The following is a 19,570-nucleotide window of genomic DNA, read 5'->3' as shown; positions in this document are numbered from 1 at the left end:
CCAAGGTAGCAAGAGATACCAAAATCAAGAGAAAATATTCATCAAACAAAACAGAGGTGTATTCCGATGATTCCTTGTTCACGATACAAATTTTCCTAAAAACACCAAGAATCACGACAATAAATAGTGTAAATAGTTCGTTTTATTGTGAATTATATAAGGGGATTGTGTGAAGTCAATCAAGAAGATGTTTCAATATTAGATCGTATTCTTGATAACTTTGTTGAATTGTACAAGGGAATTCATCATAAACCTAAATAATTAGCAAAAAAACTTTGATAGCATTGAGATAAGAGGTGATAGATATGAAAAAAAATGTATTGTTTAAGTTAAATAATAAGAAAGGAGTAGGAGTTTATTCTGTTTGTACTGCAAATGGAACAGCTATTGAAGCAGCCTTAGAGTTTGCACGCGATCATGATGCACCAGTTGTTATCGAGTCCACTGCTAATCAAGTGGATCAATTCGGTGGATATACCGGCATGAAACCGACAGACTTTAGAGATTATGTTTATGATATTGCGAATAAAGTAGGAATCTCAAACGAGATGGTTATTTTAGGAGGCGATCATTTAGGTCCTTTAACATGGACAGATAAAAATGAAGATGAAGCGATGGAACTTGCGAAAGTCTTGGTATATGAATACGTAAGAGCAGGTTTTACAAAGATTCATTTAGATACTTCAATGCGAGTAGCAGATGATGACCAAAATGAAAGATTATCGGATGCAACAATCGCCAAACGTTCAGCAATTTTAGCCAAAGAAGCATTGAGAGGATATCAAGATTTATTAAAAGAAAATAAAGATGCAGTTTTCCCTGCATTTATTATAGGATCGGAAGTCCCAATTCCAGGTGGAGCTCAGGAAGAAGAAGAGGAATTGCAAGTAACATCAGTTGAGGACTTTGAAACAACCTATGGTGTATTTAAAGAAACATTTGCTGCGTTAGATGTGATGGAAGTTTTCGATGCGGTGATTGGAATAGTTGTTCAACCAGGGGTAGAATTTGGCGATGCAGAGATTGACCAATATAATCGAGAGAAAGCAAAAGATTTAAGTCAAACACTAAAAACAAAGTATCCACAATTAGTCTTTGAAGGACACTCAACAGACTACCAAACACCAGAACATTTACGAGAAATGGTCGAAGATGGGATCAATATTTTAAAGGTTGGCCCTGCTTTAACATTTGCTTATCGTGAAGCACTCTTTGCATTAAGTTATATCGAAGACACATTAGTCGAAAACCCTTCTAATTTTATCGATGTTTTAGAACAATCAATGATGAAAGAACCTAAAAATTGGAAGAATCACTATCATGGAAATGAGAAAGAGTTATTTATAAAACGCAAATTTAGTTACAGTGATCGTGCTCGATATTATTTACCACAAGATGATGTTCAAAAAGCAATTACAACACTCATTAAGAATATCAATGAAACAGGTATTCCTATGAATGTTTTATCTCAACATTTACCTTATCAATATCGCAAGGTTCAAAAAGGATTAATTGAACTGGAAGCGACTGCTTTAATTAAAGATTATATTAAGTTATATTATGAAGATTATCACTATGCGACACAGATAGATAAATTATTTTAGGAGGCTTAGAACTATGATTTTAGGTAAAAAAGTTGAAAAATGGAAAGAATTAAATGGGTACAATACAGCCAATGAAATTTATCAACAACCTGACACTTGGGAAAAAACAAAGACACTAATTGAAAATCAAAAATATTCATTATCGACATATATTGAACCTTTTAAAAAAGAAGGTACCATTATATTTACAGGCGCTGGAACAAGTGAGTTTGTTGGTTCAACGCTAGTTCCGCTCTTACAAGAAAAATACTTTGATCGCGTGTTAAGTATTCCAACAACCGATATTGTTGCGAATCCAAAACGTCATATTCATGAAGAAGGTAAGATTTTACTTGTCTCGTTTGGAAGAAGTGGAAATTCACCGGAGTCTATCGCAAGTGTTGATCTTGCTAATCAAATAAATCCGGATGTCAGTCACTTAATTATTACATGTAATCATGAGGGGAAATTAGCGTTAAGAGAAGGTGAAAATTACTATTCGATTAAGTTGCCTCCTGAAACAAATGATCAATCTTTTGCAATGACAAGTAGCTATACGAACATGGTTTTAGCTGCATATTTGGCTTTTAATCTTGATACAATCGAGTCAGAAAAAGAGTTAGTAGATGAAGCAATAGAAAAAGCGAATGATATACGATTAAACGATTACAAAAAAATAGAAGCAATCATTGATTCCTTTGATTTTAACCGTATTGTTTATATTGGTGATGATGAACTTGAGGCATTGGCCCATGAAGCATCATTAAAAATGTTAGAGTTAACTGCTGGTGAGACTGTTGTAGCCTATAATACCCCTTTAGGCTTTAGACATGGACCTAAATCAATCTTAAATAGTGAAACCTTGATGGTTGTCTTGATGTCAAACAATCACTACACTCGTAAGTACCAAATTGATTTAATCAAAGAAGTAGCAAGTCAAAGAAAAGGGAACAAAATTATGGTTGTTGATAAGTTACATGATCATGATCTTGAGTCATTGGTTGATATTTATCTTCCGGTAACCTATAATTCAAGTAAAGACCTCTCGGTTTTGGCGAGTTCTTTGTATGTTCAAATGATGTCGTTATTTAAAGCGTTGCAAGTAGGCAAGGGACCTGACAATCCTTGGCCAAGTGGTGAAGTAAACCGTGTTGTTCAAGGCGTAATCTTATATGACTTTGAGGAGGAAGCATCATGATTGGAATTGTAGTTGTAGGACATGGTGAATTTGCAAATGGATTGAAAACTGCCGTTGAATTGATCGCAGGTCCACAAGATTCATTTGAGGTTTTGTCCTTCTTGGAAGGCGAAGAACATCAATTACTTGATAATTTAAAACAAGCAATTGATGCAGTCTCTAGTGATAAAGGAACACTAATTTTTACTGATTTAAAGGGAGGAACGCCGTTTAGGGAAAGTGTGATGGTCGCAAGTCAATATGAACACTGTGAGGTTTTAACTGGAACCAATCTTGCCATGTTGATTGAAGCCATTATGTCCAGACAGTTTATAGAAACAGCAAAAGACCTAGCAATGAATGCTGAACAAACAGGGAAAGATCAAGTCTACCGATTTGTCTATGAAGATTTAGATACAGAAGAAAACGAAAGCGATGGTATCTAGAAAGGGGAAATTACGATGACACCTTGGCACGTTGTATTGTACACAGCAATGACCGTTATCATTATTATTATTGCAATTATTGGCGTTTATTTTTTTAGAACTAAAAGTGTAATGAAAAAAACAGAGAATCGGAGTGGAACACTCATTGACACTTTAAAACCAGGCGACCAAGTTTTATTTGCAAATGGTTTAATCGGTCAATTTGTAAGGGTTAAAGATAAAGATGTGAGTGCAATCATTAAGTTGCATGATGGAAGCGAAATTGAAGTTGCACTGTATAGCATCAACAATATAATTAACTAAAAAACGATCATGATTGTGATCGTTTTTTTATACCTCATTGGATTTAAAAATCGAACGAGAATATTCACTGGGTGTAATGCCAAAATGCGATTTAAATTTTCTAGAGAAATAGTGAATTGAACTGAAGCCTAATCGATGAGCAACTTCAGTTAATGTATATTTATTCGAACTGACCAAACGCTGTGCTTCTTTCATCTTTAAGTCATTGATGTACTCTTTGGGTGGTAAGCCCAAATGCTTTTTAAAGAGAAGCTGTAATGAGGAGCGACTAAATGAGAAGTGCTCGCATAGATCCGTTACAGTGAGGTTTTTATCCATATTTCTAAGGATGAAGCTATTGATTTCATCAATTGTTTCATTTTCAAAGTTTGTCTGAACAGGGTTTGCACTTGTGAGGAATAATTCATCGCTCACGCCAGCATTGTTTTGTAAAAGATAGACAATGATTTCTTGAAGGTGAGCAATCATTAAACTTCGAGAATAAGGCTGATTGTGAGACTCCATTAATGTTGCTTGTTTAATATACTGTTGAATAAGATGACGAATATCATCAGTACATTCTAACACTTTGTTTTTCAAGTCAAAAACATTCTCACTTGATACTTTTAAATCAAACATAATCGTTAAATAGGAACATGCTTTACCTGTTTTAATTTTCTGTTGATGAAATTGTTGCGGGAAATATATCATTATATTTTGACTGCTTAAGGTATGTTCAATACCATCAACGGTTGAAATAAGTTCGCCTGTATCTACATATGTAAGTTCCCAATACGAATGAGATTCTCCTAAGAAAAAGTAACGTTGACCTTTAACACTATAATAATAAGAGTAAATATCTGAAACATAAACTTCTGATTGAATGGGTTGGTACTTGATCGATTCTTGTGTAGGGATAGTTTTTTCTTTGAATGAATTGTTTGTAAATTTGGAGACATCAAGATTTACATAGTCTGTTAATGGTATAAGAACATGAGGGATATTCTCATGAACAACAGATTCTCGGTGAATGACAAATTGATGGTGTTCGTTGTTTTCATCCAATAAAACTAAAAGAGCAATCCCATCATTGACCTTATAGGAAACTTCACAGTCAAACGCTTTGTAAAAGCCGGGTTTACGATTAGAGTATATTCTTTGTTCAATATCATATGTGTGTTTAGCATCGGAAATATAACCAAAATTATAGTACTGTGGACTTGTCGTTTTTAGATACATTTTATGCATCCCCCTTTAATTAAGTATATACGTTCTTTGCGAATTTACAAAGTTTTAATATTTTCTTGGTCAAAAGTGCAAACATGCAAATGAATAGTGTAAATTAATTTATGTGAAACTATGTCATAATTAGAATGTACAAAGATTAAGCGCTTACATAGGAGGAGGTATTGTATGCCAAATATTGTTCTGACTCGAATCGACAATCGTTTGATTCATGGTCAAGTTGCAACTCAGTGGTCATCAAGTGTAGGAGCCAATTTACTATTGGTAGCAAATGATGAGGTGTCTACAAATAAAATGAGACAAGGTCTTATGAATATGGCAGCACCAAGTTATGCTACAACACGTTATTGGACCTTAGAAAAGACTATTGGAACGATTCATAAAGCATCGTCGAAGCAGAAAATTTTCATTATTTGTGAAAGCCCTCAAGATGTCTTAACACTTGTTGAGGGTGGTGTTCCAATAAAAAAGGTAAATATTGGAAATATGCACATGTCCAATGGAAAAAGACAAGTAGCACAAACTGTCGCTGTTGATGATGCGGATGTCGAAGCATTTAAAAAATTGAATGACCTGGGTGTCGTTTTGGAAATTCAAAAAGTACCAAACGAATCCAAAGAGAACATAGATAAAATTTTGAAAGAATAAGGAGGAAAAAAAGTGGGAGCAGACTTTACAATAGTACAATATGTATTAGTATTTATCGTCGCCTTTATTGCTGCAATTGACCAATTTAGCTTTCTAGAGTCCTTGTATCAACCTATTGTGCTTGGCCCGATTGTTGGTTGGATCTTAGGAGATATTGGGATTGGTTTAGCAGTAGGGGGTACATATCAACTGATTCAAATCGGTAGTATGCCTATTGGAGGTGCACAGCCACCTAACGCAGTTATCGGTGGAATCATGGCAACAGTGTTTGCAATAAGTATTCAAGGTATTGATGCAAGTGCTGCAGTCGGTCTAGCCGTTCCATTCGCATTGCTTGGACAGTATGCCGTTACAACTGCATTTACATTAATGTCACCTTTAATGGCAAGAGCAGATCTTGCAGCTGAGAATGCTGATCCTAAAGGGATTGAGCGAATAAATTATCTTGGTATGTTAATCATTGGTACATTATTTGCAATTATCGTCATGATTGGAATGAAGGTCGGTACAGGAATGAGTTCAAGTATCATGCAATGGGCAGCAGATAACAGTTGGTTTATGGCTGGATTAGCAGCTGCTGGTAACATGATGCGTTATGTTGGATTTGCTATTTTAATGAAAATTATGTTGTCTGGTGAACTTTGGGGATTCTTCTTACTTGGATTTGCATTCGCATCCATTGTTGGTGGAATTGGATCCTTGAAAGATTCAGCACTCTTAATTATTGCTTTAATTGGTTTAGCAATTGCAATTTATGATTTCCAAATGAATACAAAAATAAAGTCTATTGAATCAACTGGAGGTGACGAAGATGGAATATAATAATTATGAAAATCTAACACCTGCAAAAAATATTAGTAAATCAGCACTCAATAAAATGGTTTGGCGATCATTATTCTTACAAGCATCGTTTAACTATGAAAGAATGCAAGCCGGTGGTTGGTTATACTCAATCCTACCTGGATTAGAGGAAATTCATACTGATAAAGAAGATTTATCACGTTCAATGAAACATAACCTAGAGTTCTTTAATACTCACCCATTCCTTGTTACATTCGTAATGGGTATCGTCTTGTCATTGGAACAACAAAAAGCAGATATACCAACAATTCGTGCGGTAAGGGTTGCTGCAATGGGACCTTTAGGTGGAATTGGAGATGCTTTATTCTGGTTAACTTTAGTTCCAATTACAGCAGGACTAACTGCCAATATGGCAATTCAAGGTCAGATTTTAGGGCCAATATTATTCCTATTAATCTTTAACGCAGCTCAATTTGCGATTCGTTATTTCTTAATGCATAAATCATATGAATTAGGAATTAATGCCATTGATTTATTTACCAATAATGCGAAAGAATTTACCCGATCAGCAAGTATCTTAGGGGTCTTTATTGTTGGGGCATTAGTCTCAAACTATGGTGCAACAGGAATTCGAGTCATTTATGACCAAGGTGGAGGAGCTGTCATTAATTTCCAAAAAATTCTAGATGGTATCTTACCACAACTGATTCCTTTAGCGATTACATTGTTACTATTCTTCTTAGTTAAGAAGAAAAATTGGACACCAACCAAAGCAATCGTACTCTTATTGGTTATTGGTTTAACTGGTACAGCGTTTGGAATATGGACCGCTGATTCAGGCGCATTAGATGCAGACGGAGAGGCACTTGATGGTGGTTATACACCATTGGTAGAGTGGTATAAACTTCCAGCAGAAGAAGCAGAATAATACACACTAACGATATAATAAAAATGCCAAGATCTCAATTCGAGAAATCTTGGCATTTTAAATCTAAACTTACATCTTAATAGTTGTCATCATTTTGAGCGTCATAGTAACCACGATCAAATTCTCTTTGACCCTCATAATAAGCCTGGTTTGATGTTTCTTGCTTGTATTGGTTAAAATCATCAAGAAGACTGTATTCTTCAGGTAGAATAAAGGGTTGTGCTGCGTAGTGATTTAGTGTATTTATAAGGATTGCTAAGTTTTCAAACATAAACTTAAATTTACGTTTGAAGAACGGGTCGTAGGTTGCTTTGGTAATGCGTAAAGCAGGTCCGAAAGCTCCGATGAAATCATCACCCATTGATGCATTTCTTTTTCCACGATAAGCACCTTCAGTGTAAGACTTGTTGGTGTTGTAAGACCCCATAAACTTCCAACCGTATGTTTTTTTGTTATAATACTTCCAAAAACGTTTAGACATCCATTTCGCTAAGCGAGAATTACTTGCGTTTTCATCCTCAATCAAAGCGGAATACGTGTTGATAACACTCAAAGAAAATACGACTTCAATGACTAATTTCGCTAAAATAAATAAACCAAACAATAACCAAAGCTGCTTTGCAGGGTTATTAGAAACATACTCTTTTATTACTATAAATATCCAAAAACATGTTGCTAAACCAAAAAAAAGAATTTTATGAATTATTTTTTTGGCGAATAAATAATCCTTATGATTCTTATCCTTATAAATATCAAATAAATGTGTAAGATTTGACATGTGAATCCCCTTTCAATATACAAATAATTATATCATAGTAAAAATAAAAGATAAGCATTAATTGTACGAATTTGATCGAATTTGGTTAAAGCATGGTTTAGACGTAAGTTCTTTGAAGAAGATAGAGCTAGATTCATAAAAATAATTAAGATATAAGACCCCTTTAGCATCTATAATGTTCGAGTTGATGTTCAAAAATGTTGTTAGATGTTTGAATATGTGATAAAGTTAATGGTGGAGGATATTATGAAGAATAAAAGACAAGACCTTATTCTAAAACAGATTGAAAAGAATAAAATGGTAACAGTACAAGATTTAAGTGAAACATATAAAGTTTCAGAAATGACTGTCAGAAGAGATCTTATCGAACTTGAAAAACAAGGCCTCATTAAAAGATTACATGGTGGAGCGTCTAAAATAACCAACAATCGTAAATCAGAATTAGTGTATAGTGAATTAAGTCATGATCATAAAATGTCAATGAATATAGAATTGAAACATGAAATTGCTCGTAAAATTGCAGCACAAATTGAAAATGATGAATTAATTTTCTTAGGTGCAGGAACAACAATTGAATTAGTCTCTGAATTGATTGAAGAAAAAACATTGAAAGTTATTACAAACTCTCTGGCACTCTTCATGAAGCTTAAAGCTCAAAAAAATAAAGGTCTAATCTTAATTGGAGGAACCTTTCGAGAACGAACGAGCTCATTTGTGGGAACGTTAGCCAATGAATCACTCGAGAACCTTCGTGTTCATAAAGCATTTATTGGGGTTAACGCTATTGATGATGATGTCATAATGAACTACAATGAGGAAGAGGGTATAACTCAGCAAAAGATCTTAAATAATGCAACAATTAAATATATTGTTGCAGATAATACAAAATTAGATCAAGTTGACTTTTATCACTTCTACAATTTAAGTGATTGTGATTATTTAATAACAGATAGTCAAACAGATCAAAATGTGCTTAAACGTTATGAAAAGAACATTAAAGTGTTATAAAATGTTCGAATAACAAACAAAAAACAACACCAAACGAACATTTGGTGTTGTTTTTTGTTTGTTCGTGTGTTACAATTCATTTGCAACCGCTATCAAGGAGGGATTTAATGGATAAAACGGATGTTCAAATGTTAGGGTTTGAGATAGTTGCTTATGCAGGAGAAGCAAAATCTAAATTAATGGTAGCACTGAATCATATTTTAGATGAAAATTATGAAAGTGCTAAAGTATTGTTTGATGAAGCACAAGAATTAATAAGAGATGCTCACCAAACTCAGATGGATATGCTTGCAAAGGAAGCTCAGGGGATTGATCTTCCTTACAGCCTGACAATGGTGCATGGGCAAGACCATCTCATGGGAACTGTATTATTGCGTGATGTTATTGAAGTGATTTTAGTTAAAAAAATCAGTGAATAGGAGAAGAAAATGAAAAAAATAATTTCGTACTTAGAAAAACTTACGCCTTATTTTGATAAATTTACAGCAAATACATATGTTAGTGCAATGCGTGATGGACTTATTGCACCGATGTATGTCTTATTATTCTCAAGTATCTTTATGATGATTGGTTATGTACCAAACACATGGGGATTCTATTGGAGTGATGAGATTATGGCTTTATTATTAAAACCATATGACTTCACAATGGGATTATTTGGAATTATTGTTACGGTTACTGTTTCAAAAGCATTAGCAGATTTAAAAAACAATGACCGACCAATTAATAAAAAATTAAATCCATTGGCAATTATGATTTCATCATTCTCAGCATTTATGATTTTAATGGCCGACCCAATTGAAGGTGGAATTACCATTGATTATTTAGGATCCTCAGGAATGTTATTTGGAGTTGTTATTGCGTTTATTATTCCAAATATCTATGCATTCTGTGTTGATCGTAATTTAACTGTTCGACTTCCAAAAGAAGTGCCACCTAATATTTCTGAAACATTTGCAAGTTTAATTGCATACTCACTGTCGATTTCAGTGTTTTGGATTTTCGATATTGTGTTTAGACATTTCTCTGGAGGAATAAACGTTTCTCAAGCAATTATGACTTTGTTAAATCCAATCTTTGTCATGGCGGATACATATGTGGGATTATCAATTATTAACGGAGCGGCAGCGTTCTTTCAATTCTTAGGTCTCAATGGACCTGATGTTGTATTACCAGCAGTTAAACCAGCAATGTTTATGAACTTAGCAGAAAATCAAGCATTATATGCTCAAGGGTTACAACCAATTAAAACTCTGACCAATTCAGCTTATGATATGACGGCAGCATTTGGTGGTACTGGAGCAACCCTCGTATTGGTCTTTATGTTTGCGTTCTTATCTAAATCTAAAGCAAATAAAGCCGTAGGTAAAGCAGCAATTTTACCAGTTATGTTTGCAGTCAATGAACCGTTAACATTTGGGGCGCCTTTGGTCTTGAATCCATTGTTCTTTATTCCATTTATGGTCGCACCAATTGCCAATACTATTCTTTATAAATTCTTTGTAGCAACGCTTGGGATGAATGCATTTATTATGGAAGTGCCTTGGACGACACCCGCTCCGATTGGTTTACCTTTAGGAACGAACTTACATCCATTATCATTTGTCCTTGTTCTCTTAATTATTGTGGTAGACTTTGCCATCTATTATCCATTCTTTAAAGTATATGAAAAACAGGTTCTAGAACAAGAACTATTAAGTTTAGACAATGAACTAGATGGGCATGAAAACAAAATTGATGTAGCAAGTTTAGCAAAAGACTTGAGCGATAAAGTCAATGTCTTAGTCTTATGTGCTGGAGGGGGAACAAGTGGGTTGTTCGCCAACACTTTAAATGAAGTAAAAGTACATCATGGCATTGAGCTTAATGCACAAGCAGGTCATTATGGACAACATAATGATATCTTACCAAATTATGATCTTGTCGTGTTAGCACCTCAAGTGTCAAGCCATTATGAAAACTTGAAGAAACAAGCAAGTCAGTATGGTGCAAAAGTTGCGATGACAACAGGTAAAGAATACATTGCAATGACACGAGATAAAGAATTAGCAGCAGATTTTGTATTAGCAGAAATGAGTAAAGGAGATTAGTAATGTCATTAGATTATAAGAACTTTCCAGAAGGATTTCTTTGGGGAAGTGCCTCAGCAGCATATCATTTTGAAGGCGCATTTGACGTTGATGGTAAAGGATTAACAGTTCAAGATGTAACACCCAATGGTGCTAGAGGAATTATTACCGATGGACCAACACCTGATAACCTTAAATTAGGTGCAGCAGATTTTTATCATCGTTACAAAGAGGATATTAAGTTGTTTGCAGATATGGGATTCAAAGTCTTTAGAACATCGATTTCTTGGGCTAGAATTTTCCCAAACGGTGATGATGAAACTCCAAATGAAGCAGGGCTACAGTTCTATGATGATGTCATTGATGAGTGTTTAAAATACGGCATAGAGCCGATGATTACACTTGCTCATTATGAGACACCATTAGCATTAGCAAAAAATTACAATGGTTGGCTTGATCCTAAATTAATTGGTTTTTTTGAAAATTACTCAAGAACTGTCTTTGAACGATATAAGGACAAAGTAAAATATTGGGTTACATTTAATGAAGTTAATGCAATTTTAGAAACACCTTTTATTGCAGGTGGAATCTTGACACCAGAAGAGGAGTTATCAAATTCTCAATTATTTCAAGCAGCACATTACCAGTTGGTTGCGAGCGCGAAAGTAACGAAAATTGCGCATGAAATTAATCCTGATATGCAAGTTGGCTGCATGATTTCAGCTAAAGGCGTTTATCCATTACGTCCAGTACCTGAAGATGGGGTGCAAGCCATGTTAAAAGAACAAGAACTTGATTTCTTTACTCATGTTCATGTTCGTGGTGAATACCCTCCATATATTAAACGTTTCTTTGCAGAAAATGATATCTCATTTGATGTGAGTGAAGAAGACCTAAAGTACTTAAAAGATTACCCAGTTGATTATATTTCTTTAAGTTATTATCGTAGTTGCTGTACCACCATTTTAGATGACGAAGCACCAGACATTCGCGATGTATCTGAAGATACAATCACAGTAAAAGAAGTGGCAAATCCTTACTTAGAATCAAGCGAGTGGGGTTGGCAAATCGATCCAGTTGGATTTAGAATTTTACTGAATAAGATGTATGACAAATATGCACTTCCAATTTTCATAGTTGAAAATGGTTTAGGGGCTATGGATACATTAATTGAAGATGGTCAAGGAAGCTATACCGTTAACGATGATTATAGGATTGATTATTTAGAACGACATATTCAACAAGTTCATGAAGCGATTCTGGATGGCGTTGATATTATGGGATTCCTCAGTTGGTCAGCCATGGATGTGGTCTCAACAACAGAAGGACAGATTAAAAAACGTTATGGATTTATTTATGTTGATTTACAAGAAGATGGTACGGGAACGTTGAATCGTTATAAGAAAAAAAGTTTCCATTGGTATAAAAATGTAATTGAATCAAATGGTTCAATTTTACTTAATGATTAGTTTTTAGGAGGTACATATGATATATATTTCAGCAACACCAGACGGATTAGAATTAAAAAATAACGTGCTTCTTTATCTTGATGAATTAGATGTTGCGTATGAAGATTTAACAAAAAAGGATGCAAATACCATTTCCGCAACACAAAATGTTGTGAAAAAAGTACTAGAAGATAACGCATTTGGAATTGTAGTGGATGGCACGGGCAATGGTCCATTTATGGTCGCAGGTAAATACAAAGGCATTATTTGTGCACAACTCAATGATGAACAATCAGCATTGATGACACGTGATCACAACAATACCAATATTATAACTTTAGGACAAGATATTATTGGTAATGATGTAATGCGTGGTATTGTGAATCGTTTTGTAACACATGATTACGCAGGCGGAAGACATCAAATACGTGTTGATATGCTTGATTCCATGTTAGAGGAGCCAAACTTATGAGAATAGCGATTGGTTGTGACCATATTGTCACAGATGTTAAAGATCGGTTAAGGGATCAATTAATTAATCAAGGACATGATGTAATTGATTGTGGAACATATGATAATGTTCGGACTCATTATCCAATCTATGGAAAAAGGGTTGGAGAATTAGTCTCTCAAGGCGTTGTTGATAAAGGAATTGTATTATGTGGAACAGGTGTTGGAATTACCAACGCTGCACAAAAAGTTTATGGTACACGTGTAGCACTTGTACGAGATGTAGCAACTGCAAAAGATGCACGAGAAACTTATAATGCAAATATTATTGGATTTGGCGGCAGAATTGCAGGATTTGGGCTCATTGAAGATATTGTAGAAACATTCCTAACAACAGAATTTGATGCAAGTGTGGACAATGTTAAAAAAGTTGAGGAAATTGATCGCTTAATTGATCAAAAAACATACAAATTTTATGAAGATACATTTGATAAATTCTTGGATGATTGGGAGAAAGGGTGTTATGTAGATTAATGATGGAAAATCAATTAAAGAAATTAAACAATAAAAAAGCAATAGGAATATACTCAGCATGTACGGCAAATTCAACAGTTATTGAAGCGGTTCTTGAACGTTCTAAAAAAGACAACAGTGTTGCTGTGATTGAAGCGACTGCCAATCAAGTAAATCAATTTGGTGGTTACACAGGCATGAAGCCTTTGGATTTTAGAAACTTTGTTTATGAACTTGCAGATAAAGTAGACTTCCCACACGATAAAATTATATTAGGTGGTGATCACTTAGGACCATTGACATGGGTTAATTTAGATGAAGATGAAGCCATGAAAAATGCAGAACAACTTGTTTATGATTATGTCTATGCAGGTTTTACTAAGATTCATTTAGATACGTCCATGAAAGTTGCGAATGATGATAAAAATTCGAAACTAAGCGATGAAATAATTGCTAATCGTACTGTACGTTTAGCCCAATCATGTAAAAAAGCATTTTCGGATTTACAAAAAGAAAATATCGATGCAATACCTCCAGTTTACATCATTGGTTCAGAAGTACCAATTCCAGGAGGATCTCAAGAAATTGAAGAAATGGTTGTCACATCAGTTGATGATCTAGACACAACATATAATGTATTTAAGACTAAGTTTTCTGAAGCCAATTTAGACGATATGTTTGATGATATCATTGCAATTGTTGTTCAACCTGGAGTAGAATTTGGTGATGAAAACATTGATTTCTATAATCGTGAAAAAGCAAAAGAGCTAGTTGATCACTTGAAATCCAACTATCCTAATATTGTGTTTGAGGGACATTCAACGGATTATCAAACACCGATGTTACTGAAGAATATGGTAGAAGATGGCATTAATATTTTAAAAGTAGGACCAGCATTAACACTTGCCTATCGTGAAGCTTTATTTGCTTTAAGCCACATTGAAGATAATTTAGTGAAAGACTCTTCGAAGTTTATTGACGTTTTAGAAAATACGATGATTGAGTCACCAGAAAACTGGCAAAAATACTACCATGGTACAGAAGAGGAACAAGCACGAAAACGTAAATTTAGTTTTAGTGATCGTGCTCGCTATTACCTTCCACAACCTGCAGTTTCTGAAGCAATTAGTAAACTTGAGAGTAATCTTTCAAATCAAGAAATTCCACTTAATCTTCTCTCACAATACTTGCCAATTCAGTATAGAAACGTTAAAGAAGGAAAAGTAAAAAATAATGTTAATGAGTTAATTAAAGACTATATCAATGTTTACCTTGATGATTATGTCTTTGCAACAAATATCAAAGAGTTGTCCTTATAATGTTAAAAAAGAAAGCATATCTAAGTATATTTTTAGCTGCAATGATTTGGGGAGGTGGCTTTGTAGCCACCTCCTATGCTTTAGAACAAATTCCAGCGATGGCAACCCTTGCCATACGGTTTACACTTTCTGCAATTGTTTTATTTATTTTTGGTTATAAGACAATACTGAAAGCACACAAGGATGAGTTGATAAAAACTGCGCCCTTAGGAATATTTTTGTTCTTAGCATTTTATTTTCAAACGATTGGTAATGCAGCTACAACTGTATCAAACAATTCCTTTTTAACAGCTTTGAATGTTGTATTTACACCATTTATAGCCAGTGTGATTCTTAAAACAAAAACGGATAGAAAAGACTATTTAGCGAGTCTTTTAGCCTTGCTTGGAGTTGCATTATTAACAATGAGTAGTGTGAATCTTAGCTTTAATATGGGGGATTTATATTCATTAATTGGTGCAGTATTCTTTGCATTACATGTGGTTTTTTCAAGCAAAGCCAAGGATGTTGGTACGCTACTAACAACATTTATGCAAATGGTGGTCGCAGGGATGATTTCACTTGTTGCCTCACTAATTATTGATGATTATTCATTTCTAGCCACTTTAAATCTTAGTTCCGTTGTATCCATTGGGTATTTAGTCATTTTTTCAACGCTGATTGCGTACTTACTGCAATTATTTGCTAGTAAAACATTATCACCAACAGCTTTGTCAGTCGTATTATCAACAGAAGCGCTTTTCGCAACCTTATTTGGGATAATTTTACTGGGTGAAAAAATTACAGTTAAATCTGGAATTAGTATGGGATTATTGATGCTAGCAGTTGTTATGAGTTCAAGTAAAAAAAGTAATGTGTAAACTTTAAAAAACTGAGTACAGACTCCAAATTAGGAGGCAGCACTCAGTTTTTTTATTTATGTAAATAATCGATAAGGTCATGATCAATAATGAGGTTTAACGTTTTTTCTAATTCATTTTGAAACAGTCTTTGTTGACTATATTGAAGATTTTTTTTTGTGTTATTCTTGTTAATTGACTCAAAATATTGATTTCGATTTATGAGATCTTTTTTGCTTGGATAAAAAGAAAAGCTCAGAGAATGATGTTTGGTTCGAATCTTTTCGTAGAGTTGAGGATGCTCATCCATGATCTGATAAACGACATCATAATATGCAAGTGATGGGTTAATTTCCAACCATCGTTCAACTACGCCAGGAACCTCGTACTGACGAATAAAAAACTCAATTTCTTCAAGGATGGTCATCAGTTTTGTTTTAAGCTCCAAGTTACCAAGCGTTAATTTAAAGATGGCACGATTGAGCTCACAAATCCACTCGCCAAAAAAAGCAAATCCATCAAGTGTCGTATTTGGAATATAGTTAAAATGCTGAGATGATTCTAATTTTAGTAAAATGTCACGAAATCCGGTAAGTATACCTTCCAAAGAGTCCATAGGCTCTAAATAGTTGCGAATGTCGCTCACTTTTTGATAGGTCAAAATTTGCAGCACATCCTCGATATCCGTCATATAAAATGTTTCATCATTTTTCAAAATAAGCCCAAACTCATTGGCCAAAGTCATTGCTTTTTTATGACTTATTCCTCCTTTTTTTCTTCCCAAAAACCGCCGAATATCATCATAAGAATATATTTCATTGCCACTTGAATCTGTATAGATTTCTGCAAAGTATTGATGCAAAGTTGTCATGTTTTCAAAGATATCCTTGCGTCCACCATGCATTTTATTTTCTAAATCAAGATTGATTTTTTCAATGTCAACCAAAGTATAGGTATCGTGTGGGAAATTGTAAATTCTTTGTTTGTTATTGGTCATGTATTTTGCTCCTCTTACTTAATAGTATAAATCATCGGCATAATAAATAGGTAAATTTTTAACAAGTGAATAAGTATGATGATCTTTTAAATCAAGCGATTCCAATAAGAACTTCGTCAATAATTTACCACGATATTCAATTCGTTGATTAACGGTGTTTAGAAATGTATAAAATTCTTCATTGTTTTGCGGAGTGTATGCGTTTGTTTTTCCATAGTGTTTTAAGTGGTTTTTCCACAATGGATTAATGGTTAATGATTTTTTATTGACATAGACTTGAAGTTGATAGACTTCAATAAAATTTTTCCAAGCATGAATCGGTTCGAGAAAATCTTTAAGTGAAGCTAAAGTAACATCCCAGTAGTCTTTTGAAAAAGATGCCCGACCGGTATTCATCCAATGAGGAAGAACGATAAAGTTACCCAGTGTATGTGTCAACTTTCCAAATCGATTAAACCCTTCAAGGTTATCAATAATTAGCTCAGAGTTTTTGTAACTTTCTTTTAAGTTTTTATAATAACTGTCTTGATGCTTCTTTGCTTTGTCATATGATTTTGATTGCTTGTAAGCTGCATTAAATGTTGTGATAAAAGAGTTCATAACATCACCCCGAATTATACCGCTGCTATCGACAGGCCACAGTACTTTGTAAATTTCGTGAGCCTCTTTATCAGCATCTGCGTATTTACCTTGCCGCTGAATGGGGTCGTTGGGGTTGAGATAGAATCCCTGTTCGTCAAATTGATAATTTTTATAATCAATCAGCATGTCTATTCCGTTTTGATTATCTTGGATTGTTGCAAGTTTGTAGGTTTGCTTAAAATCATACTCCCATGGATAAACATTCAATTCATCACAGTATGCTAACCAGCGAATTATATTTGCTTTTGTCTCAATCATTGCTTTCCTCCTTCGTGTTAGTTTTATTATAAAAAAAAGGTGGAAGAAAGTCTTGGCTAATTTTTGCCAAACGTAATTTAGTGTATTAATATGCTACTATTAAAATGGAGTGTGATACTATGATTTCCAATAGAATGATTCAAATAATAAAAATACTGAACGATAAAGACGCGATTCTTAGCGGAAAAGAAATTTGTTTTGAACTTGGAATAACAACACGTACTTTACGAAACGAATTAAATAAAGAAAAAGAAAACTTAAAAGCAATTGGTGTTGAGATTGAATCGATTCATCGTCGTGGATATAAGCTTAAAATTGTGGATGAGGAAGCTTATTACACTTACTTATCAGACTCAATTAAAGATACTAATTTAAAGATGAAGTCAATTCCTCGTGAACCTGATGAGAGAATTCATTATATAATTCAAAGATTATTGGTGAGTCATGACTATATAAAAGCTGAAACTATAGCAGATGAAATATATATATCGCGATCAACCTTTGACAATGACTTAATTAAGGTTAAAGAAAAGTTGGAGTATTTTGAATTAGAAATAATAAGTAAACCTGCCTTTGGATTGAAGATTACAGGCTCTGAAATGAGAGTCCGGTCAGCAATTTCTCTTTATTTTTACGGTGCCAACACATACAGTGAAATCATTGTAGAACGTGATAAAGAAAGTATTTATAACGAAATATCAGATATCTTACTAAAATTAATGCATGAACATGAATTTCGCCTCACCGATTTGGGGTTTAAAAACTTAGTCACTCATATAATTATTACCTTGATAAGAATGAAGGATCATTACTATGTGCCCCAACCTGGCAACATTCAAGACTTGGCTCAAAGTGAGGCTTATGATCTAGCGAATGTGCTGTGTGATCAGTTGGAAATAAAATATAAAACAAAATTACCAACGAGTGAAAGACTATATATTGCAATGCACTTAACAGGAAAAGAATCATCTCAGCACATTAAGACAAATAAAATATCTTTTGAAGAAAATGATAGATTATTTAAAGAAATATTCATGTATATTGAAGAGAATTACAACATGAACCTCGCCCATGATCTCGATCTGTATACAGCGTTATCACTACACTTTAAACCGATGAAAAACAGATTGGAATATGGACTAAGGATAGAAAACCCTTTACTCGCTACGATTAAGTTAGAACAAAACCTTGCATTTGAGATAGCGGTTGGGGTTGCTTTCATTATTTCTAAACATTGGGGGTTCACGATAAGTGAAGAAGAAATTGGCTACATAGCCTTACACATTGCCTTATCAATTGAAAACTTTCAAGAACAATCGAGTAAGAAGAATGTCTTGATTGTTTGTGCAACAGGCGTTGGAAGTTCACAGATCCTTTATCATAAAGTGAAACAACAATTTGGTCAAAGCATTGATAAATTAGATGTGAGTGAACTGTATGCTTTAGATACAATGAATCTAGACGATTATGATTTGATTTTGAGCACTGTCCCTATTCACCAACAGGTTTCAATACCGATGATCGAAGTTAATTATTTTCTTAATTCTGATGATGTTAAGGGCATCTCTGGGTTATTAAAAGGTGATGAGGATAACTTTGATTTCATTGAAGATTATTTCTCAAAAGATTTATTTTTTACTGATTTAAAAGGGACTGATTCCAAACAAATCATTAAAGAAATGTGTTCGAGAATCGAAACTGTAAAGCCATTACCGAAGTCGTTTGAAAAGTCAGTTCTAAAAAGAGAAAAGTATGCTTCAACTGAGTTTGGAAACCAAATCGCAATGCCCCATCCGATGGAAGCTATAACCTCTTCCACATTTGTTGCGATAGGTGTTTTAGAAAAACCGATTATTTGGAAAGAAAACTATGTTAAATTCGTTTTGTTAATGAGTGTATCGAAAAATAAAAACGAATCATTAAGCCTCTTTCACGAAGTATTGTCTGCACTTGCGTTGGATAGTAAAGCGATGCTGGAATTTTCGAAAACCCCAACGTTAGAAACGCTTAAAGCAATTTTATATAGTCTTGCGCAAGATGAACAGGCGAATGATATTGACCGCTTATTCAAGTAATTTCCTTTAAACTAGAAAATCAAAGGAAAAACATTCTAAGGAAGTAGTATAAAAAGGAGGATAT

The 19,570-nt window shown here is 34.1% G+C and carries 20 protein-coding genes; 16 read left to right on the top strand and 4 right to left on the bottom strand.

Annotated elements, in window-relative coordinates; genetic code table 11:
- Positions 1-305: 305 nt before the first annotated feature.
- Genes GVV10_RS05125 through GVV10_RS05110 form a run of 4 tightly spaced genes read left to right on the top strand, consistent with a single transcriptional unit; the run spans position 306 to position 3,509 of the window.
- The gene (locus GVV10_RS05125; RefSeq protein ID WP_159520269.1) at positions 306-1,604 is read left to right on the top strand and encodes a class II D-tagatose-bisphosphate aldolase, non-catalytic subunit; all 1,299 of its coding nucleotides are present in this window, start codon (positions 306-308) and stop codon (positions 1,602-1,604) included.
- Between the two features lie 13 nt (positions 1,605-1,617).
- Positions 1,618-2,781: an SIS domain-containing protein gene (locus GVV10_RS05120; protein WP_159520267.1), complete on the top strand. Its 1,164-nt coding sequence runs from the start codon at positions 1,618-1,620 to the stop codon at positions 2,779-2,781.
- Positions 2,778-3,206: a PTS galactosamine/N-acetylgalactosamine transporter subunit IIA gene (gene agaF / locus GVV10_RS05115; RefSeq protein ID WP_159520265.1), complete on the top strand. Its 429-nt coding sequence runs from the start codon at positions 2,778-2,780 to the stop codon at positions 3,204-3,206. The genes GVV10_RS05120 and agaF overlap by 4 nt, the downstream gene beginning before the upstream one ends.
- A 15-nt stretch (positions 3,207-3,221) precedes the next feature.
- Complete coding sequence (locus tag GVV10_RS05110; RefSeq protein ID WP_159520263.1) at positions 3,222-3,509, top strand: preprotein translocase subunit YajC; 288 nt, start codon at positions 3,222-3,224, stop codon at positions 3,507-3,509.
- Positions 3,510-3,536: 27 nt separating this feature from the next.
- Here the strand turns inward: GVV10_RS05110 and GVV10_RS05105 are convergent, their stop codons facing one another.
- Positions 3,537-4,727, bottom strand: a complete 1,191-nt coding sequence (locus tag GVV10_RS05105; protein ID WP_159520261.1) for a helix-turn-helix transcriptional regulator — start codon at positions 4,725-4,727, stop codon at positions 3,537-3,539.
- Between the two features lie 174 nt (positions 4,728-4,901).
- Between GVV10_RS05105 and agaV the strand changes: the two genes are divergently transcribed.
- Genes agaV through GVV10_RS05090 form a run of 3 tightly spaced genes read left to right on the top strand, consistent with a single transcriptional unit; the run spans position 4,902 to position 7,110 of the window.
- Entirely contained in the window at positions 4,902-5,381 is a 480-nt protein-coding gene (gene agaV / locus GVV10_RS05100) for a PTS N-acetylgalactosamine transporter subunit IIB (RefSeq protein ID WP_159520259.1), read from the top strand.
- A 12-nt stretch (positions 5,382-5,393) separates the two neighbouring features.
- Positions 5,394-6,203, top strand: coding sequence for a PTS mannose/fructose/sorbose/N-acetylgalactosamine transporter subunit IIC (locus GVV10_RS05095; protein ID WP_159520257.1), 810 nt, complete (start codon positions 5,394-5,396; stop codon positions 6,201-6,203).
- Positions 6,193-7,110: a PTS system mannose/fructose/sorbose family transporter subunit IID gene (locus GVV10_RS05090; RefSeq protein ID WP_159520255.1), complete on the top strand. Its 918-nt coding sequence runs from the start codon at positions 6,193-6,195 to the stop codon at positions 7,108-7,110. Before GVV10_RS05095 ends, GVV10_RS05090 begins: the two co-directional genes overlap by 11 nt.
- Before the next feature lie 76 nt (positions 7,111-7,186).
- Here GVV10_RS05090 and GVV10_RS05085 read toward each other — a convergent pair whose 3' ends face one another.
- A complete protein-coding gene (locus GVV10_RS05085; protein WP_159520253.1) occupies positions 7,187-7,888 on the bottom strand; it encodes a hypothetical protein in 702 nt (233 codons plus the stop codon).
- Between the two features lie 246 nt (positions 7,889-8,134).
- Here GVV10_RS05085 and GVV10_RS05080 point away from each other — a divergent pair, with 246 nt between their 5' ends.
- The 8 genes from GVV10_RS05080 (at position 8,135) to GVV10_RS05045 (ending at position 15,555) form a co-directional block, all read left to right on the top strand.
- Complete coding sequence (locus GVV10_RS05080) at positions 8,135-8,896, top strand: DeoR/GlpR family DNA-binding transcription regulator (RefSeq protein ID WP_201289995.1); 762 nt, start codon at positions 8,135-8,137, stop codon at positions 8,894-8,896.
- 107 nt (positions 8,897-9,003) lie between these two features.
- On the top strand, positions 9,004-9,315 hold the full coding sequence (locus GVV10_RS05075; protein WP_159520249.1) for a PTS lactose/cellobiose transporter subunit IIA: 312 nt from the start codon (positions 9,004-9,006) through the stop codon (positions 9,313-9,315).
- A gap of 9 nt (positions 9,316-9,324) precedes the next feature.
- A complete protein-coding gene (locus tag GVV10_RS05070) occupies positions 9,325-10,986 on the top strand; it encodes a PTS transporter subunit EIIC (protein ID WP_159520247.1) in 1,662 nt (553 codons plus the stop codon).
- A 2-nt stretch (positions 10,987-10,988) separates the two neighbouring features.
- Positions 10,989-12,434, top strand: a complete 1,446-nt coding sequence (locus GVV10_RS05065; RefSeq protein WP_159520245.1) for a glycoside hydrolase family 1 protein — start codon at positions 10,989-10,991, stop codon at positions 12,432-12,434.
- A gap of 16 nt (positions 12,435-12,450) precedes the next feature.
- Positions 12,451-12,885, top strand: coding sequence for an RpiB/LacA/LacB family sugar-phosphate isomerase (locus GVV10_RS05060; protein ID WP_159520243.1), 435 nt, complete (start codon positions 12,451-12,453; stop codon positions 12,883-12,885).
- On the top strand, positions 12,882-13,397 hold the full coding sequence (locus GVV10_RS05055; protein WP_159520241.1) for an RpiB/LacA/LacB family sugar-phosphate isomerase: 516 nt from the start codon (positions 12,882-12,884) through the stop codon (positions 13,395-13,397). The genes GVV10_RS05060 and GVV10_RS05055 overlap by 4 nt, the downstream gene beginning before the upstream one ends.
- Positions 13,397-14,695 (top strand): class II D-tagatose-bisphosphate aldolase, non-catalytic subunit, encoded by a 1,299-nt coding sequence (locus tag GVV10_RS05050; RefSeq protein WP_159520239.1) that lies wholly within the window; start codon positions 13,397-13,399, stop codon positions 14,693-14,695. Before GVV10_RS05055 ends, GVV10_RS05050 begins: the two co-directional genes overlap by 1 nt.
- Complete coding sequence (locus GVV10_RS05045) at positions 14,695-15,555, top strand: DMT family transporter (protein ID WP_159520237.1); 861 nt, start codon at positions 14,695-14,697, stop codon at positions 15,553-15,555. The genes GVV10_RS05050 and GVV10_RS05045 overlap by 1 nt, the downstream gene beginning before the upstream one ends.
- Positions 15,556-15,607: 52 nt before the next feature.
- Here GVV10_RS05045 and GVV10_RS05040 read toward each other — a convergent pair whose 3' ends face one another.
- Positions 15,608-16,531: a hypothetical protein gene (locus GVV10_RS05040; RefSeq protein ID WP_159520235.1), complete on the bottom strand. Its 924-nt coding sequence runs from the start codon at positions 16,529-16,531 to the stop codon at positions 15,608-15,610.
- 18 nt (positions 16,532-16,549) lie between these two features.
- Positions 16,550-17,431 carry a hypothetical protein gene (locus GVV10_RS05035; RefSeq protein WP_159520233.1) on the bottom strand — a complete coding sequence of 294 codons (882 nt, stop codon included), beginning with the start codon at positions 17,429-17,431 and terminating at the stop codon, positions 16,550-16,552.
- Between the two features lie 134 nt (positions 17,432-17,565).
- Between GVV10_RS05035 and GVV10_RS05030 the strand changes: the two genes are divergently transcribed.
- On the top strand, positions 17,566-19,506 hold the full coding sequence (locus GVV10_RS05030; RefSeq protein WP_159520231.1) for a BglG family transcription antiterminator: 1,941 nt from the start codon (positions 17,566-17,568) through the stop codon (positions 19,504-19,506).
- Positions 19,507-19,570 lie beyond the last annotated feature (64 nt).

The sequence above is a fragment of the Erysipelothrix urinaevulpis genome (assembly GCF_009828835.1).
In the GTDB taxonomy this organism is placed as follows: Bacteria; Bacillota_I; Bacilli_A; order Erysipelotrichales; family Erysipelotrichaceae; genus Erysipelothrix; species Erysipelothrix urinaevulpis.
The sequence above is the reverse complement of the archived record's forward strand: the minus strand, read 5'-3'. Positions and strand labels throughout refer to the sequence as shown.

Coding starts and splice junctions, on each gene's coding strand:
- agaF (WP_159520265.1), top strand. CDS start 2,778: ATGATTGGAATTGTAGTTGTAGGACATGGTGAATTTGCAAATGGATTG.
- GVV10_RS05125 (WP_159520269.1), top strand. CDS start 306: ATGAAAAAAAATGTATTGTTTAAGTTAAATAATAAGAAAGGAGTAGGA.
- GVV10_RS05050 (WP_159520239.1), top strand. CDS start 13,397: ATGATGGAAAATCAATTAAAGAAATTAAACAATAAAAAAGCAATAGGA.
- agaV (WP_159520259.1), top strand. CDS start 4,902: ATGCCAAATATTGTTCTGACTCGAATCGACAATCGTTTGATTCATGGT.
- GVV10_RS05085 (WP_159520253.1), bottom strand. CDS start 7,888: ATGTCAAATCTTACACATTTATTTGATATTTATAAGGATAAGAATCAT.
- GVV10_RS05040 (WP_159520235.1), bottom strand. CDS start 16,531: ATGACCAATAACAAACAAAGAATTTACAATTTCCCACACGATACCTAT.
- GVV10_RS05105 (WP_159520261.1), bottom strand. CDS start 4,727: ATGTATCTAAAAACGACAAGTCCACAGTACTATAATTTTGGTTATATT.
- GVV10_RS05060 (WP_159520243.1), top strand. CDS start 12,451: ATGATATATATTTCAGCAACACCAGACGGATTAGAATTAAAAAATAAC.
- GVV10_RS05070 (WP_159520247.1), top strand. CDS start 9,325: ATGAAAAAAATAATTTCGTACTTAGAAAAACTTACGCCTTATTTTGAT.
- GVV10_RS05090 (WP_159520255.1), top strand. CDS start 6,193: ATGGAATATAATAATTATGAAAATCTAACACCTGCAAAAAATATTAGT.
- GVV10_RS05035 (WP_159520233.1), bottom strand. CDS start 17,431: ATGATTGAGACAAAAGCAAATATAATTCGCTGGTTAGCATACTGTGAT.
- GVV10_RS05110 (WP_159520263.1), top strand. CDS start 3,222: ATGACACCTTGGCACGTTGTATTGTACACAGCAATGACCGTTATCATT.
- GVV10_RS05120 (WP_159520267.1), top strand. CDS start 1,618: ATGATTTTAGGTAAAAAAGTTGAAAAATGGAAAGAATTAAATGGGTAC.
- GVV10_RS05045 (WP_159520237.1), top strand. CDS start 14,695: ATGTTAAAAAAGAAAGCATATCTAAGTATATTTTTAGCTGCAATGATT.
- GVV10_RS05030 (WP_159520231.1), top strand. CDS start 17,566: ATGATTCAAATAATAAAAATACTGAACGATAAAGACGCGATTCTTAGC.
- GVV10_RS05080 (WP_201289995.1), top strand. CDS start 8,135: ATGAAGAATAAAAGACAAGACCTTATTCTAAAACAGATTGAAAAGAAT.
- GVV10_RS05065 (WP_159520245.1), top strand. CDS start 10,989: ATGTCATTAGATTATAAGAACTTTCCAGAAGGATTTCTTTGGGGAAGT.
- GVV10_RS05055 (WP_159520241.1), top strand. CDS start 12,882: ATGAGAATAGCGATTGGTTGTGACCATATTGTCACAGATGTTAAAGAT.
- GVV10_RS05075 (WP_159520249.1), top strand. CDS start 9,004: ATGGATAAAACGGATGTTCAAATGTTAGGGTTTGAGATAGTTGCTTAT.